This window comes from Gracilibacillus alcaliphilus, assembly GCF_016909015.1.
GTDB classification, from domain to species: Bacteria; Bacillota; Bacilli; order Bacillales; family Amphibacillaceae; genus Gracilibacillus; species Gracilibacillus alcaliphilus.
Map to the genome: position 1 here is coordinate 44490 of NZ_JAFBFA010000013.1, position 22980 is coordinate 67469.

Genomic DNA, 22980 nt, shown 5'->3' on the forward strand with positions numbered 1-22980 from the left:
AAGAACAAGTATAATCTTCGCTATTTTTGAAAGTTCACAAAATGTTCATGATTATTGAGGTAGGGCTTGCTTTAATTCGTCTGATGAATTCTCCCACATCTCTTGGTTAAACTCGCGCAAGAAATTACCCAATAATTGCTTTGATTTCTGATCCATATGATCGACAATCACATGCCCTTTCATCGATTTATCCATGTGATTAACATGCTCTGGCATTGACTTGTAGGCGCGTTTAATGGAGCGGTCTACAATAATTTCACAGCCAGTAACCCCATGATAATAAGGTCCCTTGTCTGATTGTTCTACCGTTACCCAAACAATCCAATAAAGCTTGCCATTTGGCACTTCGTCTTTATTTGGAATAAATTTAACCCGTCGTTCTACCTCACTTCTTGCATGCATTGCACCAATATCGACAAAGGCACGCTCTTCGTTCGGATCAACAATCACCGGTGAAATATTCTCTAAACTGACGGAGCCCACACCGTAGCCGCCATGGCCGTCGGTAGAGTCATCCTTCATAATCGTAAATTGGTTAGATTTCTTTTGCTTTTCCTCACTCATAAAAAAAGCCTCCTCGTTCTAATCTTCTCCTTCTTATTGTAGCATGGTTAATTTCTATTTTTCATCTTCTACAGCTTTTTATCCCGATGGATTTATTATTTTTCTCTCTGTATTCGTTTATTTTATAGTATACTACACTAGAACGATCAGGAAAAAAAGGAGTGGATGCATATGCCATATGTTACAGTACAAATGCTGGAAGGCCGTACAGATGAACAACGCAAGGCACTTATCGAGAAGGTAACCGATGCCGTTGTAGAAACAACTGGCGCCTCTCGTGAAAAGGTAGTTGTCTTTATCGAGGATATCGATAAACGCAATTATGGTATGGGTGGTAAACGGTTAATCGATTGATGATCTGATGTAACGATACAAAAAGCGACGATTAGGCAGTTCCACCATCGTCGCTTTTGTTATTCCTCCTAGTGTACCATTGTTTGTTTGATATACTTAATAAATGCTCGCGCCTCTTGCATATCTTGCTTGGTATAATTTGACTTCTTCTTTACTTCTTCTACCTTTTGTTCAATTTCATCTTCACTAAGCTGATCAAAATACAGCATTGTCGCTACCAATTCCAAGAAACGGGAACTCTTCTGTTTTATTTCTTGCAATGGTTCACTGATAGTGGAGAAGTCTGCAGGTGCATGCTGAAGGAAGGCCTTCCCTTGCTCTGTCACTTGGTAACGATACTGATAATAATTGCTTTTCTCCTCTTTGACCTCAGAGACAAAGTTTAGATTGGTCAGTTCTTCTATGCGCAAGCTTAACTCTTCCGAATACGGTCCATAAAAATAGAAGGTATATTTCTCCTCAAAGGGGAAGCCCAGTTTCTTCATGATATAGATGATTTTCTGCAATTTTTTGCGTCCCACGACACCGTCTGCTGCGGCAATTATGCCTACTAATCTCGCATGATTATCAAGCAATGAAAACACTCCCAGTTCTTAACGTTTGTTATCTGTATAGTATTCGTTTGATCTTCTCTTTCTCTGGTCGATCATCTGCTAATTGTTCAATCGCATCTCTTGGAAAATAGAGCTTATGGTCGGTTCGTTTCTTACCTGAAATCCCCTCAACAATATCCGATTGACGTGATAGTTCTTTCAACTCTTGATTAGGCATTAATAAATGAATCGGCAATCGCTCTTCTTCTTCACCTGGACGGTAAAAATCATATGGCAAATCAGAGGAAGAGTCAACCACTAAATAATATTCCGGATCAAGATCCACGTCACGGAAGAGCTGATACAGCTCCATCCAATCCTTCATCTGCAAATTCGGATTAAATTCTGTATATTTAAACAATCGGCGGTTAACAAATCGATCGGCTAAATCACGCAGAATCGGATCGGCTTCTTCCTCCCACATTTGAAAATAATACAGAACGACTCCCTCATCTAAGTGAATATAATCAGATAAGGAAACATCTTCTTCAAAGAAGGAAATAAATGGGACAGGCTGCACGCGGAAAGTGTAACCTTCATGATACAACTCTTTTACCCTGTGCAAAATTTTGGTCAAAATCACGTCTGCACTTCTTGTTACAGGATGGAAATAGACCTGCCAATACATTTGATAACGGCTCATAATATAATCTTCTACCGCATGCATGCCTGATTCTTTAATCACCACTTGATCTTCTAATGGGCGCATCACCCGCAGGATCCGTTCCATATCAAAATGGCCGTAGCTGACACCAGTAAAATAAGCATCCCGCTGTAAATAATCCATTCGATCGGCATCAATTTGACTAGAGATAAGGCTGACTACCAGCTTATCATGGTATGTCTTATTAATGACATCGGCTACCTTCTGCGGAAATTCCTTCCCCACTCTGGTTAAAATCTGATTGACCTGAGTATCACCAAGAATAATCGCCCTTGTAAATTCCTCATGATCCAGCTTAAACACCTTTTCAAATGTATGGGAAAAAGGGCCATGACCTAAATCATGCAGCAAACCTGCACAGAGGCAAAGCAGCCGTTCTTCACGATTCCATGTCGGACGATCTTCAAAGTTAACCAGAATCCGCCTGACAATTTCATAGACGCCCAAGGAATGACTGAACCGGCTGTGTTCTGCCCCATGAAAGGTTAAGTAGGTGGTGCCCAGCTGCTTAATGCGTCTTAATCTTTGGAATTCTCTCGTTCCAATTAAATCCCAGATCACACGGTCTCGCACATGAACATAGCGGTGAACAGGGTCTTTAAAGACTTTTTCTTCATTCAATTTCTCATCTTTATAAGCCATGGCAAATACCTTCCTCTTTTTTCTTATTATCTAGTATAATATAGTATAAAGTGATCTTCAAAATTTTTTGAATAACCTCTTTATAGAAGGCCGGATCGTGATAAGAGTTGGAGGATACGTATGTATGAAGGACTGGGAGCTTTTTTTTAAAGATAAACAAATACGAATCATTGATCACAGTGATCCTGATACACTAACCACTGCTATGGCCTCATTTGCCGTAGATGATACCTTATGTGAAGTTATCGGCGGATCGCTTGATCAAATCGCCTGCCGATTCTGGGTGCATCATTCAACCGTAGTACTTGGTATCATTGATACCAGACTGCCTGAAGTCGAACAAGCCGTAGCCCTTTTGCGGGCACAGGGCTATGATGTGGTTGTGCGTAATTCTGGCGGGCTTGCTGTAGCATTGGATCAAGATGTGCTGAATTTTTCTTTTATTGTGCCAGATTTGCCGGAGATGGGCATCCATTCTGGCTACCAATTGATGACAGCCTTTGTTCAAGATATGTATAGTGATTTGACAGATGAAATCGAAGCCTATGAAATAGCAGGCTCTTATTGTCCTGGTGATTATGACTTAAGCATTGGCGGAAAAAAATTCGCCGGCATCTCTCAGCGCCGGGTAAAGAAAGGAATAGCTGTACAGATTTATCTTTGCATGCGCGGCAGTGGTGCTCAGCGAGCCGCATTAATCCGTCAATTTTATCAAGCTGGCGGCGCCAAAGAGGATATGCGTTTTGACTATCCAGTTATAAAGCCTGATACTATGCGGTCATTGTCTGAATTGATTGGTGTTGAATTAACGGTTGCCGATGCGATAGATCGGGTAAAGCGGCTCTTTGGCGATACCTATGAAGCAGACTTAGCCGGTGAAGAACTAACCATATTTGAACAGCGGATGCAGCAAATGATTGACAGGAATCAAAAGGCACTCAGGTAATCGAGTAGAAGGGGAAATTAGTAACTTTTCCCTCTACTCGATTCCTCGCTTATTCTTTTTTTCTAGCATCTCTATCCATTGTTCTCCATAAGAAATGTTATCGATTGTATCCACCCTCTCATCGAATTTTACATAGCAATATATTATATATTTTACTATAACCTTCTCACCATGAGCAGTGGAGATTTGCATAATCATTTCGCATTACTTAAAAATAGATTGTTGTTGACAACCTTTCATACATTCTATTTTGTGATAAAATGACAACATATTAGGTAATCAATGACATCAAACAGAAGTGTTGTTCTAACAGTGGTACGGACTGTTGTATAGATATACGAAGAACAAAAAGGACAAAATTCAAATGGCGTCAGGTTTGCTTCTTGTTATAGTTTCTTTAATATATACCTATCAAATTTGTGAACTATATGTGGTAGAATTTATAATAAAATTAACGCAAAATTTTGGATGAGTTTAGCAGTAGTATCTGTATTAAAGACATCTCACTAAGCAAGGTTTTTTTGTTTTTCTCCTTTCACCACCTAGATAGTTGCCATGCCTGGTACACATAGAAAAGGGCGAATGAGACGTCCTTTTCCAGATATGATTAAATAGTAAACGGCGGAATATAGCGGCCGTCTATATCTGTAAATTGATACTCCTTCGCCAAATCGCCTACTCTGTATACATGTCCTGTCTTTTCCATAATATGAGGGTCTCCTGCCAGTGCAGCAACCCCACGCCCGACATAATGTGGTGTTTCTGTTTGCTGTAAATCAGCCGCCTCTTGCCAGTGTGCTTCATCTGATTGATGATGTTTTAACACAAGCTCTGTCCGCATAAAACCTGGTGAAACAGCCAGCACAGCAATGTTATCTTGTTGTAATTCTATAGAAAGGCCGAATGCCATTCGAATTATTGCTTGCTTGGCTAAATCATAATAAAACTGCCCTGTGTATTTGTTATCATTCCAAAAGGTGGTATGAATGATCAGAGCTTGTTCATTCTCTCGAAGCAACGGAATGGCGAAATGATTCGTTGCTAATTGGGCTCGTACACCTGCCGTAAACATAGTATCCCAATGTTGTAAAGGCAATTCCCAAAAAGGCTTCGCCTCTACCCCAAGATCATGTGCTCCCCACACATTGTTTACCAAAATATCTAATTTACCCTGTTCTTTTCGAATTCGGTTAATCACTGCCTCTGTTTCTGCATCATTGGTATGATCACAACGAATGGCAATACCTTTTCCTCCTGCCGCTTCTATTTGTGAGACTGTATCATCGATGGTTCCCGGCCAGTTATTTGTAGCGTGTTCTTTTGTACTGCGTCCTGTAATATAAACGGTTGCACCTGCTTTTCCTAATTCGACCGCAATCCCTTTCCCAGCTCCTCTGCTTCCTCCGGTTACTAGTGCGATTTTTTCTTTAAGTGGTTGCATTTTCTTAAATCCTTTCAACAGAAATTATCTTCATTATAAACAGTAATTCTTGACATCTATTGTCATATTTAATGAAATAATTTATAAAACGGGTTTATGGATGGTTGCGCCGGGATAAAAAGGAGAGAAGGTTGCTTACTAGTTATTTGTGAGAACCAGATAAACAATAGCAATGAATCGTAGCGTTTGAAGAATGACAAACAAAAGCAATGCAGGTTTGTGAGTCCATCAGACTATTGCTAAATGAAACAGCGGCGATACATATCATAGTCGATTGATAGCTTGATAAATCATCACAGGAAGGTGACGGAACAAACTGTATCATCCATTTGTTCCGTCAATTTGAATCAAGGCACTCTGACTGACTGGGTGGCAGTTCCACTTGATAGCCAATCCCCGGATGATCAGGCAGTTTGATTATCCCATGTTCCATTTCAATCTCTGGCTGGATAATGTCTTTTTGCCAATAACGGTTAGACGGACCTGGATCGGCAGGATAATAAAAATTCGGCAAAGTAGCTAATGCCAATGACTGCGCCCGTCCAATTCCCGCTTCCAGCATCCCCCCACACCAAACAGGAATCCCTTGTTCCTGACAATAATCATGGATTGTTATCGCTTGTCGGAACCCTCCTACCTTTGCCAGCTTTATACTGATTACTTGACAGCTTTTTAATGTTAAGGCGACTTTAACATCTTCTAAGGTATGAATACTCTCATCCAGACAAATCGGGGTTTTTATTTGTTGTTGGAGTACCGCGTGTTCCAGAAAATCGTCTGCTGCCAGCGGTTGTTCTATCATCAGCAAATTAAAATAATCAAACTGCTTAAGGTGGTCGATTTCTTGCAAGGTATAGGCAGAGTTTGCGTCAACCATCAGTGATAGATCGGGATAATCACGGCGAACTTGTTCCAGTATCTTAATATCGTATCCTGGTTTCACCTTTAATTTAATGCGCTGAAAACCTTTGTTAAGTGCTTGCTGGATCTTGTGGCTTAAGGTGGAATAATCTGGCTGAATACCAATTGCTGCTCCAACCGGTACCTGATTAGTTCTCCCACCGATCACTTGATAAAGCGGCTGGCGTTGTTTTTTGGCATATAAATCCCATACTGCTCCTTCTATTGCCGTTTTTGCCATATGATTGCGCCGAATGGGGGAAAGGTTCAGTTCATTAGGATGGGAGATTGTTTGTGTTTTGATCATTGGCCAGATGTGGTTTGCAATGATATGCTGAGCAGTTTCTATTGTTTCTTCTGTATACCATGGCGCATCGAAGGCCACACACTCCCCATACCCGCGAGTTCCTGCAGGATCAATTAATTCCACAATCAACACCTTTTTTTCAGTCACCGTTGTTGTGCTGTTTTGGAATGGGAATTTTAATGGCATTGTAAAACGGTGAAGACAAAGTTGTTCAAAAACTAACATCACGGCATATTCCTTTCTATGTTTCTACCATCCATTTAGAAAAATATCCTTATATTTGCACTTATTGAACTTGGAATGACAGACAAAGTTTTGGGATTTCGCACTTTTTTGTCCGTCATAGCCAAGATGACAGACAAAGTTTTAGGATTTCGCGCTTTTTTGTCCGTCATAGCCAAGATGACAAACAAAGTTTTGGGATTTCGCGCTTTTTTGTCCGTCATAACATTCTTATGGACTGAAGAATGGATTTCCCCTTTTTTCTGTCCATAAGACCTACCATACTAAATAGAGAAAAGGCACAGTAGGGATCTACTGTGCATTTAAAGATTGGGCGGCGGTGATTAGTGCTAATTTATAGGCATCTTCACTGCTGCACCCTCTTGATAAGTCATTTACTGGTTTATTTAAGCCTTGTAAGATCGGTCCGACTGCGTCGAAGCCGCCTAGGCGTTGGGCTATCTTGTATCCAATATTACCTGCCTCTAATCCAGGAAATACGAATACGTTGGCATCTCCTTTTAGGACAGATCCTGGCGCCTTCTTCTCCGCCACAGAAGGGACAAAGGCAGCATCAAATTGGAACTCTCCATCGATTGTCAGTTCAGGTGCTTTTTCTCTTGCAATAGCTGCAGCTTGTACCACTTTCTCGGTTTCTTCTGATTTGGCCGATCCTTTAGTAGAAAAGCTTAACATAGCTACACGTGGATCTATATCAAATAAGGCAGCTGTCTCCGCACTGGTGATTGCGATCTCTGCCAGATCTTGACTGTCTGGTGCAATGTTAATGGCACAATCAGCAAACACGTATTTCTCATCATCACGTACCATGACGAAAACACCAGAAGTCTTTTTAACACCTGGTTTGGTCTTGATGATTTGCAAAGCTGGCCTTACGGTATCGGCAGTAGAATGTGCGGCCCCGCTTACCAGTCCGTCTGCTTTTCCCATATAAACAAGCATGGTTCCAAAATAGTTTTCATCCAACAGCAATTTGCGTGCATCCTCTTCCGATGCCTTCCCTCTACGTCGTTCTACAAAAGAGGTAACCATTTCTTCAAATGCAGGATATGTACTAGGGTCGATAATTTCCACATCCTCCATAGAAATATTAATTTCTTTTGCCTTCTGTTCTATTTTTTCTTGCAATCCGATTAGTACAGGTTCTACTAATCCTTCCTTTTTCAGTTGGCTGGCAGCAGTAATAATTCGCTCATCCAATCCTTCTGGAAGCACAATTTTACTAGTTTTTCCGTACAATCTCTTCTTTACATCTTCAAATAAATCACTCATGATTCAACCCTCCAATTTATTATCTGTACTATATGATACGCCTTTTTGTGTAACAATGAAAGTAAAAGCTCAACAAAAAAAGTACTTTCTGAAAAAATCGGTGAGTCTCTGTACAGCTGGAGACACATTACTCATTATCTCCTTGTATTTTACACTTAATTCAAGGATATCAAAATCTATTTTAAAAAGCTATGTTTAATCCTAATCAATGCAGCACCGATATAACACAGCCCTTTCTCAAAAAAATTCCTGATTTGTTCATTTTTATGGAATTTTTTAGTTAATCCTTATAGCCGGTTCCTGATTAATCTTCTCTACTTATGGTATATTAAGATAAAGTGAAATTTATCGCAGTGTAACTGGCTGTAAAACCCCCACTTCAAGCACGTCTTTTGCTAAGTGGGAAGCTTAGGCCCGATCGGTTCAACTAACATTCAGTGGGATGGAAAAACCCCCCACTGAACGAAGTTTCACTTTATCAGCGTGTGAACACTCGCCTTGTTGGGATCTTTTTGAACCAAAAGCGGATGGTTAACACCATAATAAATAATTGTTATAAAAGGAGTGGAGTCTGATGCCAGAAGCAGTAGAAACAATGGATGGCTGGTATTGCTTACATGATCTGCGCAGGATAGATTGGACCAAATGGAAACAAGCCTCTGAGGCAGATCGTGCGGAAGCACAAACAGAATTACAAAACTTGTTACACAAATGGGAAGCTGTTGCCGAAGCACGGGATGGCAGCCATGCCTTCTATTCTATAATGGGACAAAAGGCAGATATTATTTTGATGATTTTACGTCCGACCATGCAGGAACTCAGTGAGATTGAATTAGCCTTTAACAAATCAAAATTTGCCGAGTATACCATACCTAGCTATTCCTATGTATCAGTCGTGGAACTATCCAAATATATGTCTAAAGACACAGATAATCCAGAAGATAACCCGGGAGTACGTGCCCGCTTAACACCAAAATTGCCGCAATGGGATCATATCTGTTTCTATCCAATGGACAAACGGCGTGAAGGAAATGATAATTGGTATATGCTTCCTTATGATGAGCGCCGTCAATTGATGTATGAGCACAGTCTGACAGGGAGAAAATATGCTGGTGAAATCAAACAGATTATTACAGGTTCGATGGGCTTTGATGATTGGGAATGGAGTGTTACCCTGTTTGCAAAAGATGTACTGCAAATTAAGAAAATTGTTTACGAAATGCGTTTTGATGTTGTCAGTGCTCGTTACGGGGAATTCGGCCCATTCTATGTAGGTAATATTCTTAAAACAGAGGATATACCTGCTTATCTAGTCATATAATCTATATCAAAAGCTGGTTTTTGATACCAGCTTTTTTTCAATTCATAGGAATGTTCCCCCCTTTTGTTACATATAGATAATGTAGCGGACAACAGCTCGACTATCGAAAGGGGTTTTTATCTATGAATCAGCAAGATAATCAAAATCAATTTCAGGCAATGCCTTATTATCCGCAAAATTATTACGGCACACAAAATTATCCGGTCCAAAACCAACCAAATACACCAATGATACCAAACATGCAGCAAGCGAACGCCACGCCAGGCATGCTTCCGATGGAGCAATCTTACATCGAAAATATCTTACGGCTCAACAGAGGAAAGCAAGCCACCGTTTATATGACTTTTGAAAATAACGATCGTTGGAATGCCAAGATATTCAAGGGGATTATTGAAGCAGCCGGCCGGGACCATATTATCTTAAGTGACACCGAAACAGGAAAAAGGTACATTTTATTGATGGTTTATTTGGATTACATTACCTTTGATGAAGAAATTGTTTATGACTATCCATATGCCAATGCACCACGCTAAAGGCATTTTGCCACAATGAAATCTCGTTCCGATCAGATTACCATCTATTGTTTTTACTTTACACTCATTTGCCTGATCCTCGCCTGGATCAATACATCATTTCTATTTACTATGCTTACATTGGCAAGTGTCAGTGTCGCCTTGTTTACGGATGCAGCCCAAGAATGGCGCAAAGGAAATCGTTTTTTCTTCTCTCAATCTCTTGTAAGGGGCTTTGGAGTAGTTGGCGGAATGATCCTGATCTATTATTTTCTCTAACCATCAGAAAAAAGGTTCCAACCTATTGGAACCTTTTTTTCTATACTGTTAGATATGTTTGATCACAGCGTATCCTAACAATACCCAGCCGATTAAGAATGCCACTCCGCCTATCGGAGTGATCATGGCAAAAGTCTTTATTTGTGTAGTTGAATAAATATAGAGACTGCCTGAAAACAGCAGGATTCCTGCAAAAAAGAACCAGCCTGCCGATACCATACTGCCGCTTGTTATCTTCTGCATGGCCAGTCCAGTAACCAGCAAGGCTACGGTATGGAACATTTGATATTGTACAGCTTTCTCCCAAGTAGCAAGCATTTTTTCAGATAGTTTTCCTTCTAATCCATGAGCGCCAAACGCACCAAGGGCAACGGCTAAGAAGCCATTTAGAATACCTAATAGTAAAAACAATTTCATTGCTGTGGACACCTCTCTATCAAAAGTCTAATAATGAATCACTCTGCGTCTCTTCACTTGCTGTTTGCTTCGCTTGTTTTTGGACCGGTTTTGGTGCAGGATGGCCGACCATCTTCTTCCACTCCAGCTCATTTATCGTTGGAGAGGCTGTTGGAACATCATATTCCAGTAATAAATCGGTTAATGCCTGTACCGCTTTTGCATGTTCACGCACTTTTTCCTCATTCTTTAAGGCCTGCTCACACTCAGCAATTATTTTTCTTAAAATTTGTTGATTCGTAATGGTCATGATTACTCATCCTCTCTCCTGATATTATACAATGGTTACAAGTGGATTCAAAATACAAACATCTAAAAGAGAATAGAACTGGGAGGATCACGTTATGGAACAAAGCTTAAGGAAAATAGGAGATCACACAGCGATTCAAACCGTTCAGCCTGTATCTGGCGGCGAAATTAGGCAAGCCTACTATGTAAAAACGGAACAGCAGGCATATTTTATCAAAACCAATCAAGGTGTAACGGGTAACTTCTTTAAAGTCGAGGCTGATGGCTTAGAGCGTATTCGTGCAACTGGAACGATTGCTGTCCCGGAAGTATACTATTATGATGAGACAATAGATAACCAAGAAATGGTGCTTATCCTGGAATGGATACAAGGGGAAACATCAGCAACTACTGCTCAACAATTAGGCAAACAGATAGCCGCCCTTCATCTTGCACCTGCTGCTCCACACTATGGGATGGAGCACCCTACCTTTGTTGGTGAATTAATTCAGCCAAACAAGTGGTACGATAACTGGATCAATTATTTCCATGAACAACGACTCCTGCCACAACTAGACCTTGCTATCCAACAGAAGCGAATGCCCCATGCCAGACGAGCCAAACTGGAAACATTGCTAAACCGGTTAGATCGCTATCTGCCAAGCCATCCAAGGGTTTCCTTACTGCATGGCGATTTATGGGGTGGTAATTGGCTTGCTGGTCCGCATGGGAAACCATATGTGATCGATCCATCCGTTGTTTATGGAGATCACTTATTTGAGTTGGCTTTTACGGAACTCTTTCACCGATTCCCTGACGACTTTTATTCCCATTACCAAACACTGCTGCCGATTGCTGACTATTACCAAGAAGTTAAACCTATTTACCAACTCTTCTATTTACTCGTTCACTTGAATATCTTTGGTGAAGGGTATGGAAGTAGTGTCGATCAAATACTAAAGAAATACGCCGGTTAAGTCTCAAACATACTGTTCTTCATAATCATCCCTTACTTGGGCCTGTCTATCTTCCACTTTCTTGCAATCTCAAAATCATAAACAAATGACTGCTGCCTTCTCTTTCGGCAGCAGTCATTTATGTCAAGATGATTCTTCTTTCATTTGATAAGCCTTCCGGCGCTGTCTGCGCCTAGACCAGCGTGCTTGTAATAAATCGATTTTCCCTTCTACAATCGGCTGTGTCAACGTTACTACCCATTTAGAAGAGAGTAACAACACAATGGAAGCTGCGATTACAGCAAGCCCTAAAGTATCAAGATTCTGATTCACCGCCAGTAAGTTCGCTTCGCGTACATACTGAATAATGACACCGTGTAACAGATACACATAGATCGTATATTGGCCCAGCTTTGAGAAGCTGAATTCTTTTCTCGGTATAAGCGTAAGCACGGCAAACACCATTAAAAGGGCAACCAAGTATAAACTGGCGCGGAATAATCCACCTGGTATAGGTGCCGCAAGCTGTTGATAAGGTTGTGAACCAAACAGCCATTGTACCGGTATGTCTGGTGCAAGATAAGTGATGACCAAGGCAACTGTTAATAAACCAGCTGCTGCCACCTTCTTGGGCAATGTCTGCCATTTATATAATTGATCAGTATGAAGCCAATAACCAATTAGGAAGAATGGAAAGAAGACAAATGTTCTCGACAAACTTAAGTCTGGTCCAATAAAAGGCAGATAACCAATGGCTGTTCCAATCAGAAAAGCAACTGGAATACCTAACATCGGCTTTAATTTCTTGAAACCAATTAATAATATATGCCAACTAAATAGACTTAGTAAAAACCACAATCCCCACTGTGGATCATATATTGCCTGATCCCAACTGCTCTTTCCAATCGTTAAGAAATAAAAGGAATAGAAGAGCTGGAACAGAAAGTAAGGAAGTAAGATTCGTTTAGCTAGTTTCATCAGATACCCTCGATCACTGGCTCCTTTCGCAAAGAAACCACTGACTAGAATAAAGACCGGCATATGAAATAAATATATCCACTGATATAATACGTTTATCACTTCAATGTTGTCTTTTAAAGGCTGGATTAAATGACCAAACACCACTAAAAAGATAAACAAGAGTTTAGCATTATCAAAGTAAACCTCTCGTTTCATGTCCCATTCTCCTCTTATATTTTAACTTTACATTATCCATAGTACCCTTTTTTGTTCTGAACAAAAAGCATTTTGAACGATTGTTACTACTTTGTAAATGTTATGTTAACAACTTGAAATTTTTCTTTATGATGAAGGCTTGTCCACAGGTTTTCTCCTCATGACCGCTATTGTGAGCAAGGTAGCCGCTAAGGCTGACCATTTGCTTCTACAAAATTTGGTAGAGGCTTAACCTGTTAGAACACACGCTGCTAGTTCATCGAAGAAAGGTAAGGCAAGAGGAATAATGAAGAACGGTTTTGACATGGTTAGCAAGGTATAGGTGTTTGTTTTTGTGTGCTAAAGTTGAATAATCAACAACAGAATTACGGTTAATAAGGATTGAATTTAATATATTACTACTTTATTATAAATAGAGGAACTTTTCCCAATTCTTAAAGTGACCATACTGGAGAGGAGTATGTGATGCAAGGAGATATTTCTATTTGGCTTACAATTGTAGGCCTTGTGATAATTTTTTCGATTGTAGGGCTGTTAATTTCTAACAAAGTCAGCCCGATTGTAGGGATGATCATTATCCCGATTATAGGTGCCCTGATAGCAGGTTTCGGTTTTCAAGAAATAGCAGTTTTTTTGGAAAAAGGCTCTGCGCAAGTAATGGGCGTCGTTATTATGTTTATTTTTGCTATTCTTTATTTTGGCATTATGCAAGATATCGGGTTATTTAATCCTTTTATTCGGTTTATGATTGTCATTACACGTGGTAATGTAGTCATTGTTGCCATTGCTACTGCGCTTATTGGGATGATTGCCCAATTAGATGGAGCTGGTGCTTCCACCTTCCTTCTATGTATTCCTGCGCTGCTACCCTTGTATAAAGAGTTACATATGAGTCGTTATTTATTGCTTTTACTCGTCGCACTCAGTGCTGGAGTAATTAATATGATCCCATGGGGCGGGCCAACTGCTCGTGCTGCAACCGTTATCGAAGCAGATTTAATCGAGTATTATCTGCCGTTGATCCCGGTTCAGGCGATTGGGGCAGGGTTAATTATTTTGTTAGCAGTTCTGCTTGGCTTTCGTGAAAAGCGCCGGATCGCCAAACGAGCAGCGGCTGGTGAGATTCAATTAAGTAACAATGTCAATATCCACGCAATTGCTGATCAATTTATGCTCAGACAAAATGAAGAACGAGCACAAGCTAAGGAACAGCCACGATCTTATAAAGGTTTGAGCTGGATGAACTTAATCCTGACGATTGCTGTTCTAAGTACGATGATGTCTGGACTGCTTGCACCGCAATATGCCTTTATGATTGGAGTTGCTATCGCTCTTCCTTTAAACTATAAAGGGGTAGACAGTCAAATGGAACGAGTAAAGGCACATGCACCAAATGCCTTAATGATGGCAGCGGTTATTCTAGCGGCTGGTGTCTTCCTTGGCGTACTGAATGAATCGGATATGCTAAAACAAATTGCCTTAGCTGCTATTGCGATTATGCCTGGTTTTGTTGTTCCATATGTACATATTATTGTCGGAATATTCGGTGTACCGATGGATCTATTAACAAGTACCGATGCTTATTACTTTGCCTTACTGCCAATTGTAGAACAAATTGCCACTACACAAGGGGTTGCGGCTACTTCTACAGCATATGCCATGATGATTGGTAATATTATCGGAACATTTGTCAGTCCTTTTTCTCCCGCTCTTTGGTTAGGTATTGGACTAGCTTCTGCCAACATGGGGAAACATATCAAATACTCTTTCTTTTGGCTATGGGGATTCAGTATTGTATTGTTAGGGTTTGCTATTTTAATTGGTGTTATTTAAAAGATTCCATCAACTAGATAAAATAAACTTACGAAAAAGCCTCGGAGAGCAGACCTATCAATAGGTCTGCTCCCGAGGCTTTTCCGCTAGAATCCAAAGTTAAAGGTTATTCTTCTATCTTCAGAAACAATTATTTTTTGAACATCCTCTATAATGCAATATCTTTATTGATCGTCTGTTTGTCATGATAAGCCTTCACATTTAATTTTTTCATAAATTTCGATGTTAAGGTACCTGATACAATCGAGCCATTTACATTTAATGCAGTACGTCCCATGTCGATTAACGGTTCAACAGTGATCAGCAAACCAGCTAAGGCAACAGGCAGATTCATGGACGATAAAACAATCAATGCTGCGAAAGTAGCACCGCCGCCAACACCGGCAACACCAAAGGAACTAATCCCAATAATAACGACAAGGGATAATAGGAACCCTGGCGATAATGGATCAATACCTTGGGTAGGTGCAATCATCACAGCTAACATCGCTGGATAAATACCAGCACAGCCGTTTTGACCAATTGTGGCACCGAATGAAGCCGCCATATTCGCTGTACCATTATGCACCCCTAAGCTGTCACGTTGTACTTGAATCGTTAATGGGATCGTTCCTGCACTGGAACGTGATGTAAAGGCAAAACTTAATACCGGTAATACCTTCTGTACAAAGATAAACGGGTTTAGTTTAAACACAGCCAATAACAGCAAATGAATGATAAACATAACAATTAACGCCACATAAGAGGCACCGACAAATTTACCGAGTTCCACAATACCCGCAATATTTGTTTGTGCCACCGTATTTGCCATTAAAGCCAGAATACCATATGGTGCAATGCGCAGGATTAAGGTCACCAAACGCATAATAACGGTATAAAACGTATTGACGATATCAATAAATTTCTCTGCTTGCTCTGGCTGCTTTCGCTTCACCCCCAGTACTGCGATACCGACTAGAATAGAGAACAGCACGACAGCGATAACCGATGTAGCCCGTTCACCTGTCATATCTAAGAAAATATTAGACGGAATAAATTCCAATATCTGCTGAGGCATACTCATATCTTCGACAGTGCCTAGTCTATCTTCTAAATCAAGGGCTCGCTGTTGCTCAGCCTCCCCCATTTCAATCTGATCGGCATTTAAGTTAAAGACCGTCGCACTGGTTACTCCAACCAAGGCCGACACCATGGCAGTCGCCACGAGGATACCAATAATCCATGCCGACATTTTCCCCAGTTCAGCAGATTTCTCCAAATTAATAATAGATTGAATAATTGACACCATTACTAATGGGATAACAATCATCATAAGTAAACGAATATACCCGCTTCCGGCAATACTGTACCAATCCGTGGTAGAACTTACCACTTCTGAATCAGCGGAATAGGCTATTTGGAGAAAGGCACCCAGCAAAATACCTAACCCTAACCCTGCAAACACACGTTTACTAAAAGATACATGTTTTCGTTGCATTACGATTAAAATCCCAATAAATATAAGCATAATTGCCACATTAATAATAATAAACAAAGTATCCATTATACTCCTCCTTTTATAAAAAGTATTGGTTTATCATGACGCAAATTGTCTGAATTTCTAGTTTTTAGAATATCAAGGAAATAAAATGGCTGGCACATGTTAATGTCTTGATAGATTTAAAACGCTGGGGAAAATATCTCGTAAACATGATTTTCCATAGAGCCATTTCTTATCCCAAAATACAAGTATGCACATGACAATCCCGATAAAATCACTATGATTTATAGTACTACTATTCCATCTTACTGTCAATTATATGATTTGGATATCAAAAAGATAACGGTCTAATCCAGAACAGGCTTGATTTGTTTTCTTCAGCCAACCATTACGAGTGATAACTTAACTTTAGAATAAATTAAAAAAGAGCATCTATACGTAATAGATACCCTTTTCCCTACATTTCATACATGTTTTTTTACGGTACTAAGTCAGAAGCTTTTTAGGCGTCCTCTTCCCTGGCAATAGAAAGGTTAGCTTCTAACTCAATGTTTACGTTTCCCCTTAACGCCCTTGAAATCATACATGAAGCCTCTGCTTGATTGATAATTTTCTCTAATTGTCGTAATTGTCTAGTGGTTGCCTCTTGTTTCAAAATAACGACTGGTTGATGAATAATACGCTTATAGGTGAAGACACCTTTTGTTACATCCACTTCGCCAATCGAACGTAAGGAAATATGCTGTAATGGCAGATCTGCTCTTTCTATCATAGCAGCAGCCGAAATTAAGTAACAGGTTGCCGCAGCTCCCAGTAACATTTCATCAGGATTTGTCCCAATACCAGGTCCATCCATTTCAGGAGGGATAGAAATTGCTGTTTGCAGATTACTTGCTGTGATCGTGCCAACTTCATTTCTGCCGCCGGGCCAATCGGCCTCTAATGTGAATTGATGCAATGCCATTATTATCATCCTTTCTGTTTCTAATTATAACGGCCGCACCAATCAAATTAAACTGGATTCTCTTGTTTCTTTTTTGTTTTTCCTGACAGGAACCAGCCTGCTACAGCGATACCTACCAGCACGATATAGAAAGTAAGTTTCCAAGGTAAGGAATGAACAAATCCATGAGAAATGATTTGCAGATCTTCATGTCCTAACACACTCATAACTAATTTGACCCCTACCCAACCAACAATAACAAAGGCCGCTACTTCCAAACCTGGACGATCATGCAGCAAATTCACAAATACATTGGCTGCAAATCGCATAATAATCAATCCAATCATTCCTCCAGCTAAAACGACGAGAAATTGTCCCGTGTCCAAACTTCCAATTGTCCCAATTCCTGTTGCCGGAAGTGCTACTGCTAAGGCAACGGCTGCTAGAATCGAATCCACCGCAAAGGCTAAGTCTGCTAGTTCTACTTTAAGAACGGTCATCCAGAAGCCGCTTCCTTGCTTCTCTTCCGCCTTTTTAGCAGCATCTTTCTGTTTCTTTTTACTAAAGGTATCATACAAGTGTTTGATCGAAATAAACAACAAGTACGCAGCTCCAATTGCCTGCACTTGCCAAACATCGACCAAGAAGGAAATCACAAACAAGGAAGCAAATCGTAAGACAAATGCCCCGGCCAGTCCATAGAACAATGCCCTCTTCCGCTTCTCTTCCGGCAAATGCTTTACCATAATCGCCAATACGAGCGCATTGTCAGCAGCCAAAATCCCCTCTAAACCAATTAAAACAAGTAATACCCAACCATACTCTAAGAGTAACTCCACTTTGTCCCATCTCCTTTTTTGAGAAAAAAAAATGATCTCCACCATCACTGGTAAAGATCACAAAAAACGAGACCTTTACCATCAACAGTGGTAAAGGTCTCGCTAACAACGTCGAGTTGCCAATAATGCCGGAGATGTCTCTCGAAATGACGACATTTATTGTACAGCTACTCCCCTTTATTTATGTTCTAAATATAGTCCCTTTTGTGCCAGTTGTCAACAAAAATTTTCAAAAAGGGCTTTCCTCTAACCACCATTTATTAATATTCCAGCTGTAAAATACCGTAGGACTAGCTATTTATAACTTTTTTCAAACTTTAAAAAAATAATTGCCGCTTTTCTGTTTTCAAAGAAGAAAGGATGACCCAGTCTTCTTGTGGTCATCCTTAGTTTGGCAAGATTTACTTTTTTTATTCTCTATCAGCTGTTATTTGGTCATACCACGCCAGGGCATCGCTCTTCATTTGTTCCGCTAGCTCTGGCTGCTGGGCTGCCAAATTGATTCGCTCACCCGGATCCTGTTCCAAATCACTTAAAAAGATCGTGTCTTCCGCTACCTCTTCAAAGTCGAGCTTTCCATTTAAAACAAGTTTCCATTTCCCTTGCCTGACGGCTAGCTGATCATTATACTCCCAAAAAACTTGTTCATGGGGGCTCTCCGCTTGAGGGTTTGTCACCAGCTCGACCACACTCTCACCATCTATTTGCTGATTCGCAGGCGTCATATCAGCCAATTCGATAAAGGTTGGCAAGATATCCATCATCACTCCGACTTGATCGGAAACTTGTCCGGCAGGAATCTTCGCAGGATAACTCAAAATAGCTGGCTCACGGATTCCTCCTTCAAAAAGACTTCCCTTATGCCCGGTAAAAATCCCCGCATCTCCTCCATAATACTTATCAGCCGTACCATCCAGCCAGTTTCTGACCTCCACAGATGGCCCATTATCACTGGAGAAGAAAATCACGGTGTCTTGGTATTGTTCCGTACGTTTTAAGGCATTGATAATCTCGCCTACTCCATCATCTACTGCCGAGATCATGGCTGCCATCACCTGGCGATCCCAAGGCAGATGGCTAAAACGCTCCATATATTTCGCTGGCGCATGCATAGGATAATGAGGTGCATTATACGGCACATATAAGAAAAATGGCTGGTCGTCATCTTGACCTTGCTTTTGAATAAATTGGACCGCTTTTTCCGTAATTAATTCGGTCATATATTTGCCATTATTCCAGACTTCTTCTTCATTTTCCCATAAATCGTGGACTGGAAGGCCTTCCCAATAAAAGATATGCGAGAAATAATCAATACAGCCTGCATGAAAGCCAAAGAATTCATCAAGACCATGTGCATTTGGCCTTGTTTCTGGTGTTGTCCCTAAATGCCATTTCCCGAACATAGCTGTCCGATAACCATTCTCTTTCGCAATGGATGGTAAACTCTGATGATCACTGGATAACCCAGCCGCTCCCCTTTGTCCGCTTAAGATTTGGTCAACCTCTGTCCGCATCGGATATTTTCCAGTCAGCAAGGCAGCTCTAGATGGAGAACAAACTGGAGAGTTAGAATACCAATTGGTAAACCTTACTCCATCTGAAGCCAATTGATCAATGTTCGGTGTCTTTATCTCATCAGAACCATAGCAACCTAAGTCACCATAACCAAGATCATCACAATAAAAAATAATAAAATTTGGTTTCGGCAAATCATCCACTCCCTTTTATATGCTATTGTTATGCATTTATGCGTAAATCTTGATATTGCTCTAATGCATTATCTTTATGCTTTTCCATCCATTCCGCCAATAATACACGCAATTCTGCCAATGTCTGCTGATAGTCTGGATTGTCTACTTCATTGCTTAATTCATACGGATCTTGGGCCAAATCATATAATTCATCCGTATCCCCGCAGTTAAAGATATATTTAAATTGGCCATGACGAATCATCCGTTGTGTATAGAGAATACCTGCCAAGCCGTTACCTTCTGTTACGGCATATTCCGGCCAGTCCTGCACTGGCTGCTGATTGACAAGCGGTACAAATGAGCGGCCATCTCCTGTAATTTCCTGTTCCGGTATTCCAGCCCAATGTAACAAACTGGCATAGATATCACAAGTTCCGACGAAATTTGATTCACGTCTAGAATTAGCTAGTTGGCTTTGTGGTTTAACAATCAATGGTATATGACAGGTTTCCTCATACATGAAGAAGTTCTTGTCACACAAACCGCCATGAATGCCTAAAGATTCTCCATGATCTGCTGAGAAAATAATAATGGTATTATCATATAAGTCATGCTCTTTTAAATAATCAAATAATCGTCCGATTTGCTCATCAATCAAGCTGGTACTTGCAAAGTAATGTTTTATATAAGGTTCGAAGGTCTCCCAGTCTTGATGTTCCGCACGTTTGACATCATGAATGGCAGGTTTATTAGTAGATGGATCAACGAAATTCTCCCATGGCTCTAGTTTTAAATCCCGATACAAATCTAAATGTTTGGTGGTCGCCACATATGGTTCATGAGGTCCCCAGAAGTTCAACTGGAAATAGAACGGATTGTCCGCTTGACGAAATGTATCGATATATTGAATCGCCTGTTCTGTCAAAAAGTACTCCACAGTTGTCTCTACTGGAGAAGTTACTTCTGCTGCGTAATGTCCCTTGTAATGACCACTGATCTTGTTGGCATACGTGACTTCCAAATTATTATCCTTTAAATATTGATGATATTGCTCATACCCATGTCCGCCAGCACCATGGCCTGGGAAATCATCTCCTTGATAGCCCACTTCCGTAGGTCCCCACCCCAGATGCCATTTACCGGTATAACCAATGTTGTACTGTTGCTCCTTCAGTCGGTTACTAAGTAGTGTGTCTTTGTTTGGCAAGGCATCATACTTACAGCCAGGTTCCGATGTATTATTTCGCATTTCATGGTTATGCGGAAACAGGCCTGTCTGTATCGAAGCCCTTGCCGGTGTACAGACCGGACAGCTAGCATAAGCATTATCAAAAACGACACTTTCTTCTGTCAACTGATCGATATGAGGCGTTTGGCAAACGATTCCGCCATAGGCCTTCAGTGTATCAATACGCTGTTGATCTGTTAAAATAAAAAGTATGTTTGGTTGTTTCGTTGACATTATGTATTCCCCCTATTATATATACACCAGGAACAGGGCAATCGCCTTGCCTGTTCCTTTGTGTTTACTAACTAATTGGCCGCCCAACGATCGTAAGCTGCTTGATGAACCTCTACATATTTCCCAATATTCATATTCTCAATCGTTTCTACATAAGCATCCCATTTTGATAATGGTTCCACTCCCGTAATAAATTTTGCTTCCATTTGTTCTACATAGGATTGTAAGTCCACTTCAATGGAATTAATCTCTGCTTGTTCCTCGTTAGATAAATAGACTAAAGGAAAAGGCACTTCTGCATATGGTTCTACTTTTTCTGCTGTTTCTGCTTTAATAAATTTGTCAAAATCTGAATCCTCTTTTCCTGTTATTGGAACAACTAGGCCGGGAGCAGAAATACCATAGTTTGGTGTCAATGTACCACGATAGTCCTCCGTTGTTTCGTATCCTTCTGGTGCCTCGAACCATGTCTTGGTACCTTCTTCCTCATTATCCCATTCCCAGAGATAGCCCTCTGGTCCCTGTGCTAGAAAATCAAATCCTTCCTGCGAGTAAAAATAATCTATCCAACGAATGGCAGCCTCTGGGTTAGGATTGTCCTTCGTAATAGAGAAGGTCCCTCTGCCTATTGTCGTGTTACGTGGAATAACTGGTTCATCCGTTAAATCACTTACCAGCGGTTGGAACATCGGGTTATTCATGGCCTCTGCTTCGGATTGACCAGTTGTAAAGAAAGAGAACCAAGCTTGAAATACACCGACTTGATTATTTTGACCTTTGGCAGTTTTTTGCTCATTCGTTTGTGCAAAAGTTTCTGGATCTAATAATCCCTCATCATATAACTTATGCATATAAGCAAGATATTCACGGTAATTTTCGGTAATTGGAGTATATCTTACAGTGCCGTCTACTTCTTCAATTCCCCATTCCTTCAATCCAAAGGCTCCCATTAACCATAGACGTGTATGACGTTCTTGGGTATCTATTAATGGAATTTCATCGGCTTCTCCATTGCCATTCGGATCTTCCTCTTTAAAACGCTTTAATAATTCATAAAATTCATCTGTCGTTTTTGGCAATTCTTTCACACCTAAGGCATCTAACCACTCTCCATTGTACCACATTGGTCCCAGTGCCCATGCTGCAGTTGGTCCTCTGGAAACCCGGGGCAAAGAATAAATATGGCCATCAAGAGTTGTCACAGATTTCTTCACATCAGGATCCTCTTCAAACAGTTTCTGAATATTTGGTGCATGCTCCTCAATTAAATCCTCTAAAGGAAGCAATATACCCTGCTCGCCATAATCGACTTCCATTCCAGGTGTCAGGTTATCAGAACCAGCACCATAGATCACATCCTTCACATCACCACTGGCAAATGCCAAATTCAATTTTGTTTGAAAATCACTTAAAGGCGGTGTGTCAAATGTAAAATGAATATTAGTCATTTCCTGATATTCCTGCAGCACAGCCATGTCAGCCCATTCTGCCAAACCTGTACCTGGTCCCATCATCGTCATATCTAATGGTTCATCTACAATTGGAAAACCTGTTTCATTAATCGCTATATCTGATTCATCAGCTGAACCGGCTGATTCTTGATTATCACTATCCGCATTACAAGCAGTTAAAAAAATGATTCCTATTAAAATGATCCACACACTTGTGCTGATCTTTCTCTTCATCTCAACCTCTCCCTTATGAACATTCTAAATGAAAGCGCTTTTCACTTAATCCTCATTTTAGGAATAAGTTTGCTTGTAAGCAATATGTAAAATTTAATATAGGGAGCTTGTTTCCTTAAACAATCTACTGTATTCCTTATTCTTTTCTTGTGATCAGCTATGTGATATTTAATCAAGATATGTAGATTTTTAT

The 22980-nt window shown here is 40.4% G+C and carries 22 protein-coding genes; 7 read left to right on the forward strand and 15 right to left on the reverse strand.

From position 1 onward, the window contains the following. Window positions 1-51 precede the first annotated feature (51 nt). Window positions 52-564, reverse strand: a complete 513-nt coding sequence (locus JOD18_RS11220) for a YwhD family protein (RefSeq protein ID WP_204669123.1) — start codon at window positions 562-564, stop codon at window positions 52-54. A gap of 171 nt (window positions 565-735) precedes the next feature. On the opposite strand from JOD18_RS11220, the gene JOD18_RS11225 reads away from it, so the two are divergent. Next, window positions 736-918, forward strand: a complete 183-nt coding sequence (locus JOD18_RS11225) for a 2-hydroxymuconate tautomerase (protein WP_204669124.1) — start codon at window positions 736-738, stop codon at window positions 916-918. A gap of 68 nt (window positions 919-986) precedes the next feature. Here the strand turns inward: JOD18_RS11225 and JOD18_RS11230 are convergent, their stop codons facing one another. Next, window positions 987-1493 (reverse strand): YwgA family protein, encoded by a 507-nt coding sequence (locus JOD18_RS11230; protein WP_204669125.1) that lies wholly within the window; start codon window positions 1491-1493, stop codon window positions 987-989. A 28-nt stretch (window positions 1494-1521) separates the two neighbouring features. After that, window positions 1522-2817, reverse strand: coding sequence for an HD domain-containing protein (locus JOD18_RS11235; protein ID WP_204669126.1), 1296 nt, complete (start codon window positions 2815-2817; stop codon window positions 1522-1524). Window positions 2818-2941: 124 nt separating this feature from the next. Here JOD18_RS11235 and JOD18_RS11240 point away from each other — a divergent pair, with 124 nt between their 5' ends. Beyond that, on the forward strand, window positions 2942-3763 hold the full coding sequence (locus JOD18_RS11240; protein WP_204669127.1) for a lipoate--protein ligase family protein: 822 nt from the start codon (window positions 2942-2944) through the stop codon (window positions 3761-3763). A 607-nt stretch (window positions 3764-4370) separates the two neighbouring features. On the opposite strand, the gene JOD18_RS11245 is transcribed toward JOD18_RS11240, so the two are convergent. The 3 genes from JOD18_RS11245 to pta form a co-directional block, all read right to left on the reverse strand. Beyond that, window positions 4371-5204: an SDR family NAD(P)-dependent oxidoreductase gene (locus JOD18_RS11245; RefSeq protein ID WP_204669128.1), complete on the reverse strand. Its 834-nt coding sequence runs from the start codon at window positions 5202-5204 to the stop codon at window positions 4371-4373. A 337-nt stretch (window positions 5205-5541) separates the two neighbouring features. After that, complete coding sequence (gene menC / locus JOD18_RS11250; RefSeq protein ID WP_204669129.1) at window positions 5542-6636, reverse strand: o-succinylbenzoate synthase; 1095 nt, start codon at window positions 6634-6636, stop codon at window positions 5542-5544. Window positions 6637-6945: 309 nt separating this feature from the next. Continuing rightward, window positions 6946-7926 carry a phosphate acetyltransferase gene (gene pta, locus JOD18_RS11255; protein WP_204669130.1) on the reverse strand — a complete coding sequence of 327 codons (981 nt, stop codon included), beginning with the start codon at window positions 7924-7926 and terminating at the stop codon, window positions 6946-6948. Window positions 7927-8500: 574 nt separating this feature from the next. On the opposite strand from pta, the gene hemQ reads away from it, so the two are divergent. The 3 genes from hemQ (at window position 8501) to JOD18_RS11270 (ending at window position 10038) form a co-directional block, all read left to right on the forward strand. Further along, the gene (gene hemQ, locus JOD18_RS11260) at window positions 8501-9247 is read left to right on the forward strand and encodes a hydrogen peroxide-dependent heme synthase (RefSeq protein ID WP_204669131.1); all 747 of its coding nucleotides are present in this window, start codon (window positions 8501-8503) and stop codon (window positions 9245-9247) included. A gap of 122 nt (window positions 9248-9369) precedes the next feature. Further along, on the forward strand, window positions 9370-9780 hold the full coding sequence (gene gerQ, locus JOD18_RS11265; RefSeq protein WP_204669132.1) for a spore coat protein GerQ: 411 nt from the start codon (window positions 9370-9372) through the stop codon (window positions 9778-9780). A gap of 15 nt (window positions 9781-9795) precedes the next feature. Beyond that, complete coding sequence (locus JOD18_RS11270; RefSeq protein WP_204669133.1) at window positions 9796-10038, forward strand: hypothetical protein; 243 nt, start codon at window positions 9796-9798, stop codon at window positions 10036-10038. A gap of 48 nt (window positions 10039-10086) precedes the next feature. On the opposite strand, the gene JOD18_RS11275 is transcribed toward JOD18_RS11270, so the two are convergent. Continuing rightward, on the reverse strand, window positions 10087-10455 hold the full coding sequence (locus tag JOD18_RS11275; RefSeq protein WP_204669134.1) for a DUF423 domain-containing protein: 369 nt from the start codon (window positions 10453-10455) through the stop codon (window positions 10087-10089). Window positions 10456-10474: 19 nt separating this feature from the next. Continuing rightward, a complete protein-coding gene (locus JOD18_RS11280) occupies window positions 10475-10744 on the reverse strand; it encodes a DUF5327 family protein (RefSeq protein ID WP_204669135.1) in 270 nt (89 codons plus the stop codon). A 94-nt stretch (window positions 10745-10838) separates the two neighbouring features. On the opposite strand from JOD18_RS11280, the gene JOD18_RS11285 reads away from it, so the two are divergent. Beyond that, window positions 10839-11699: a fructosamine kinase family protein gene (locus JOD18_RS11285; protein ID WP_204669136.1), complete on the forward strand. Its 861-nt coding sequence runs from the start codon at window positions 10839-10841 to the stop codon at window positions 11697-11699. A 123-nt stretch (window positions 11700-11822) separates the two neighbouring features. On the opposite strand, the gene JOD18_RS11290 is transcribed toward JOD18_RS11285, so the two are convergent. Next, window positions 11823-12854 (reverse strand): acyltransferase family protein, encoded by a 1032-nt coding sequence (locus JOD18_RS11290; RefSeq protein ID WP_204669137.1) that lies wholly within the window; start codon window positions 12852-12854, stop codon window positions 11823-11825. 465 nt (window positions 12855-13319) lie between these two features. On the opposite strand from JOD18_RS11290, the gene JOD18_RS11295 reads away from it, so the two are divergent. Then, window positions 13320-14687 (forward strand): CitMHS family transporter, encoded by a 1368-nt coding sequence (locus JOD18_RS11295; RefSeq protein WP_204669138.1) that lies wholly within the window; start codon window positions 13320-13322, stop codon window positions 14685-14687. A gap of 148 nt (window positions 14688-14835) precedes the next feature. Here the strand turns inward: JOD18_RS11295 and JOD18_RS11300 are convergent, their stop codons facing one another. The 6 genes from JOD18_RS11300 to JOD18_RS11325 all read right to left on the reverse strand — a co-directional run bounded on the left by JOD18_RS11300 (window position 14836) and on the right by JOD18_RS11325 (window position 22787). Further along, the gene (locus tag JOD18_RS11300; RefSeq protein WP_204669139.1) at window positions 14836-16230 is read right to left on the reverse strand and encodes an L-cystine transporter; all 1395 of its coding nucleotides are present in this window, start codon (window positions 16228-16230) and stop codon (window positions 14836-14838) included. 439 nt (window positions 16231-16669) lie between these two features. Next, window positions 16670-17131: an OsmC family protein gene (locus JOD18_RS11305; RefSeq protein ID WP_204669140.1), complete on the reverse strand. Its 462-nt coding sequence runs from the start codon at window positions 17129-17131 to the stop codon at window positions 16670-16672. A 47-nt stretch (window positions 17132-17178) separates the two neighbouring features. Next, window positions 17179-17994, reverse strand: coding sequence for a TerC family protein (locus JOD18_RS11310; RefSeq protein WP_204669141.1), 816 nt, complete (start codon window positions 17992-17994; stop codon window positions 17179-17181). Window positions 17995-18359: 365 nt separating this feature from the next. Then, window positions 18360-19667, reverse strand: a complete 1308-nt coding sequence (locus JOD18_RS11315; RefSeq protein ID WP_338029531.1) for a sulfatase-like hydrolase/transferase — start codon at window positions 19665-19667, stop codon at window positions 18360-18362. 19 nt (window positions 19668-19686) lie between these two features. Further along, window positions 19687-21102, reverse strand: coding sequence for a sulfatase family protein (locus JOD18_RS11320; protein ID WP_204669143.1), 1416 nt, complete (start codon window positions 21100-21102; stop codon window positions 19687-19689). Window positions 21103-21173: 71 nt separating this feature from the next. Then, the gene (locus JOD18_RS11325) at window positions 21174-22787 is read right to left on the reverse strand and encodes an extracellular solute-binding protein (protein WP_204669144.1); all 1614 of its coding nucleotides are present in this window, start codon (window positions 22785-22787) and stop codon (window positions 21174-21176) included. Window positions 22788-22980: the final 193 nt, after the last annotated feature.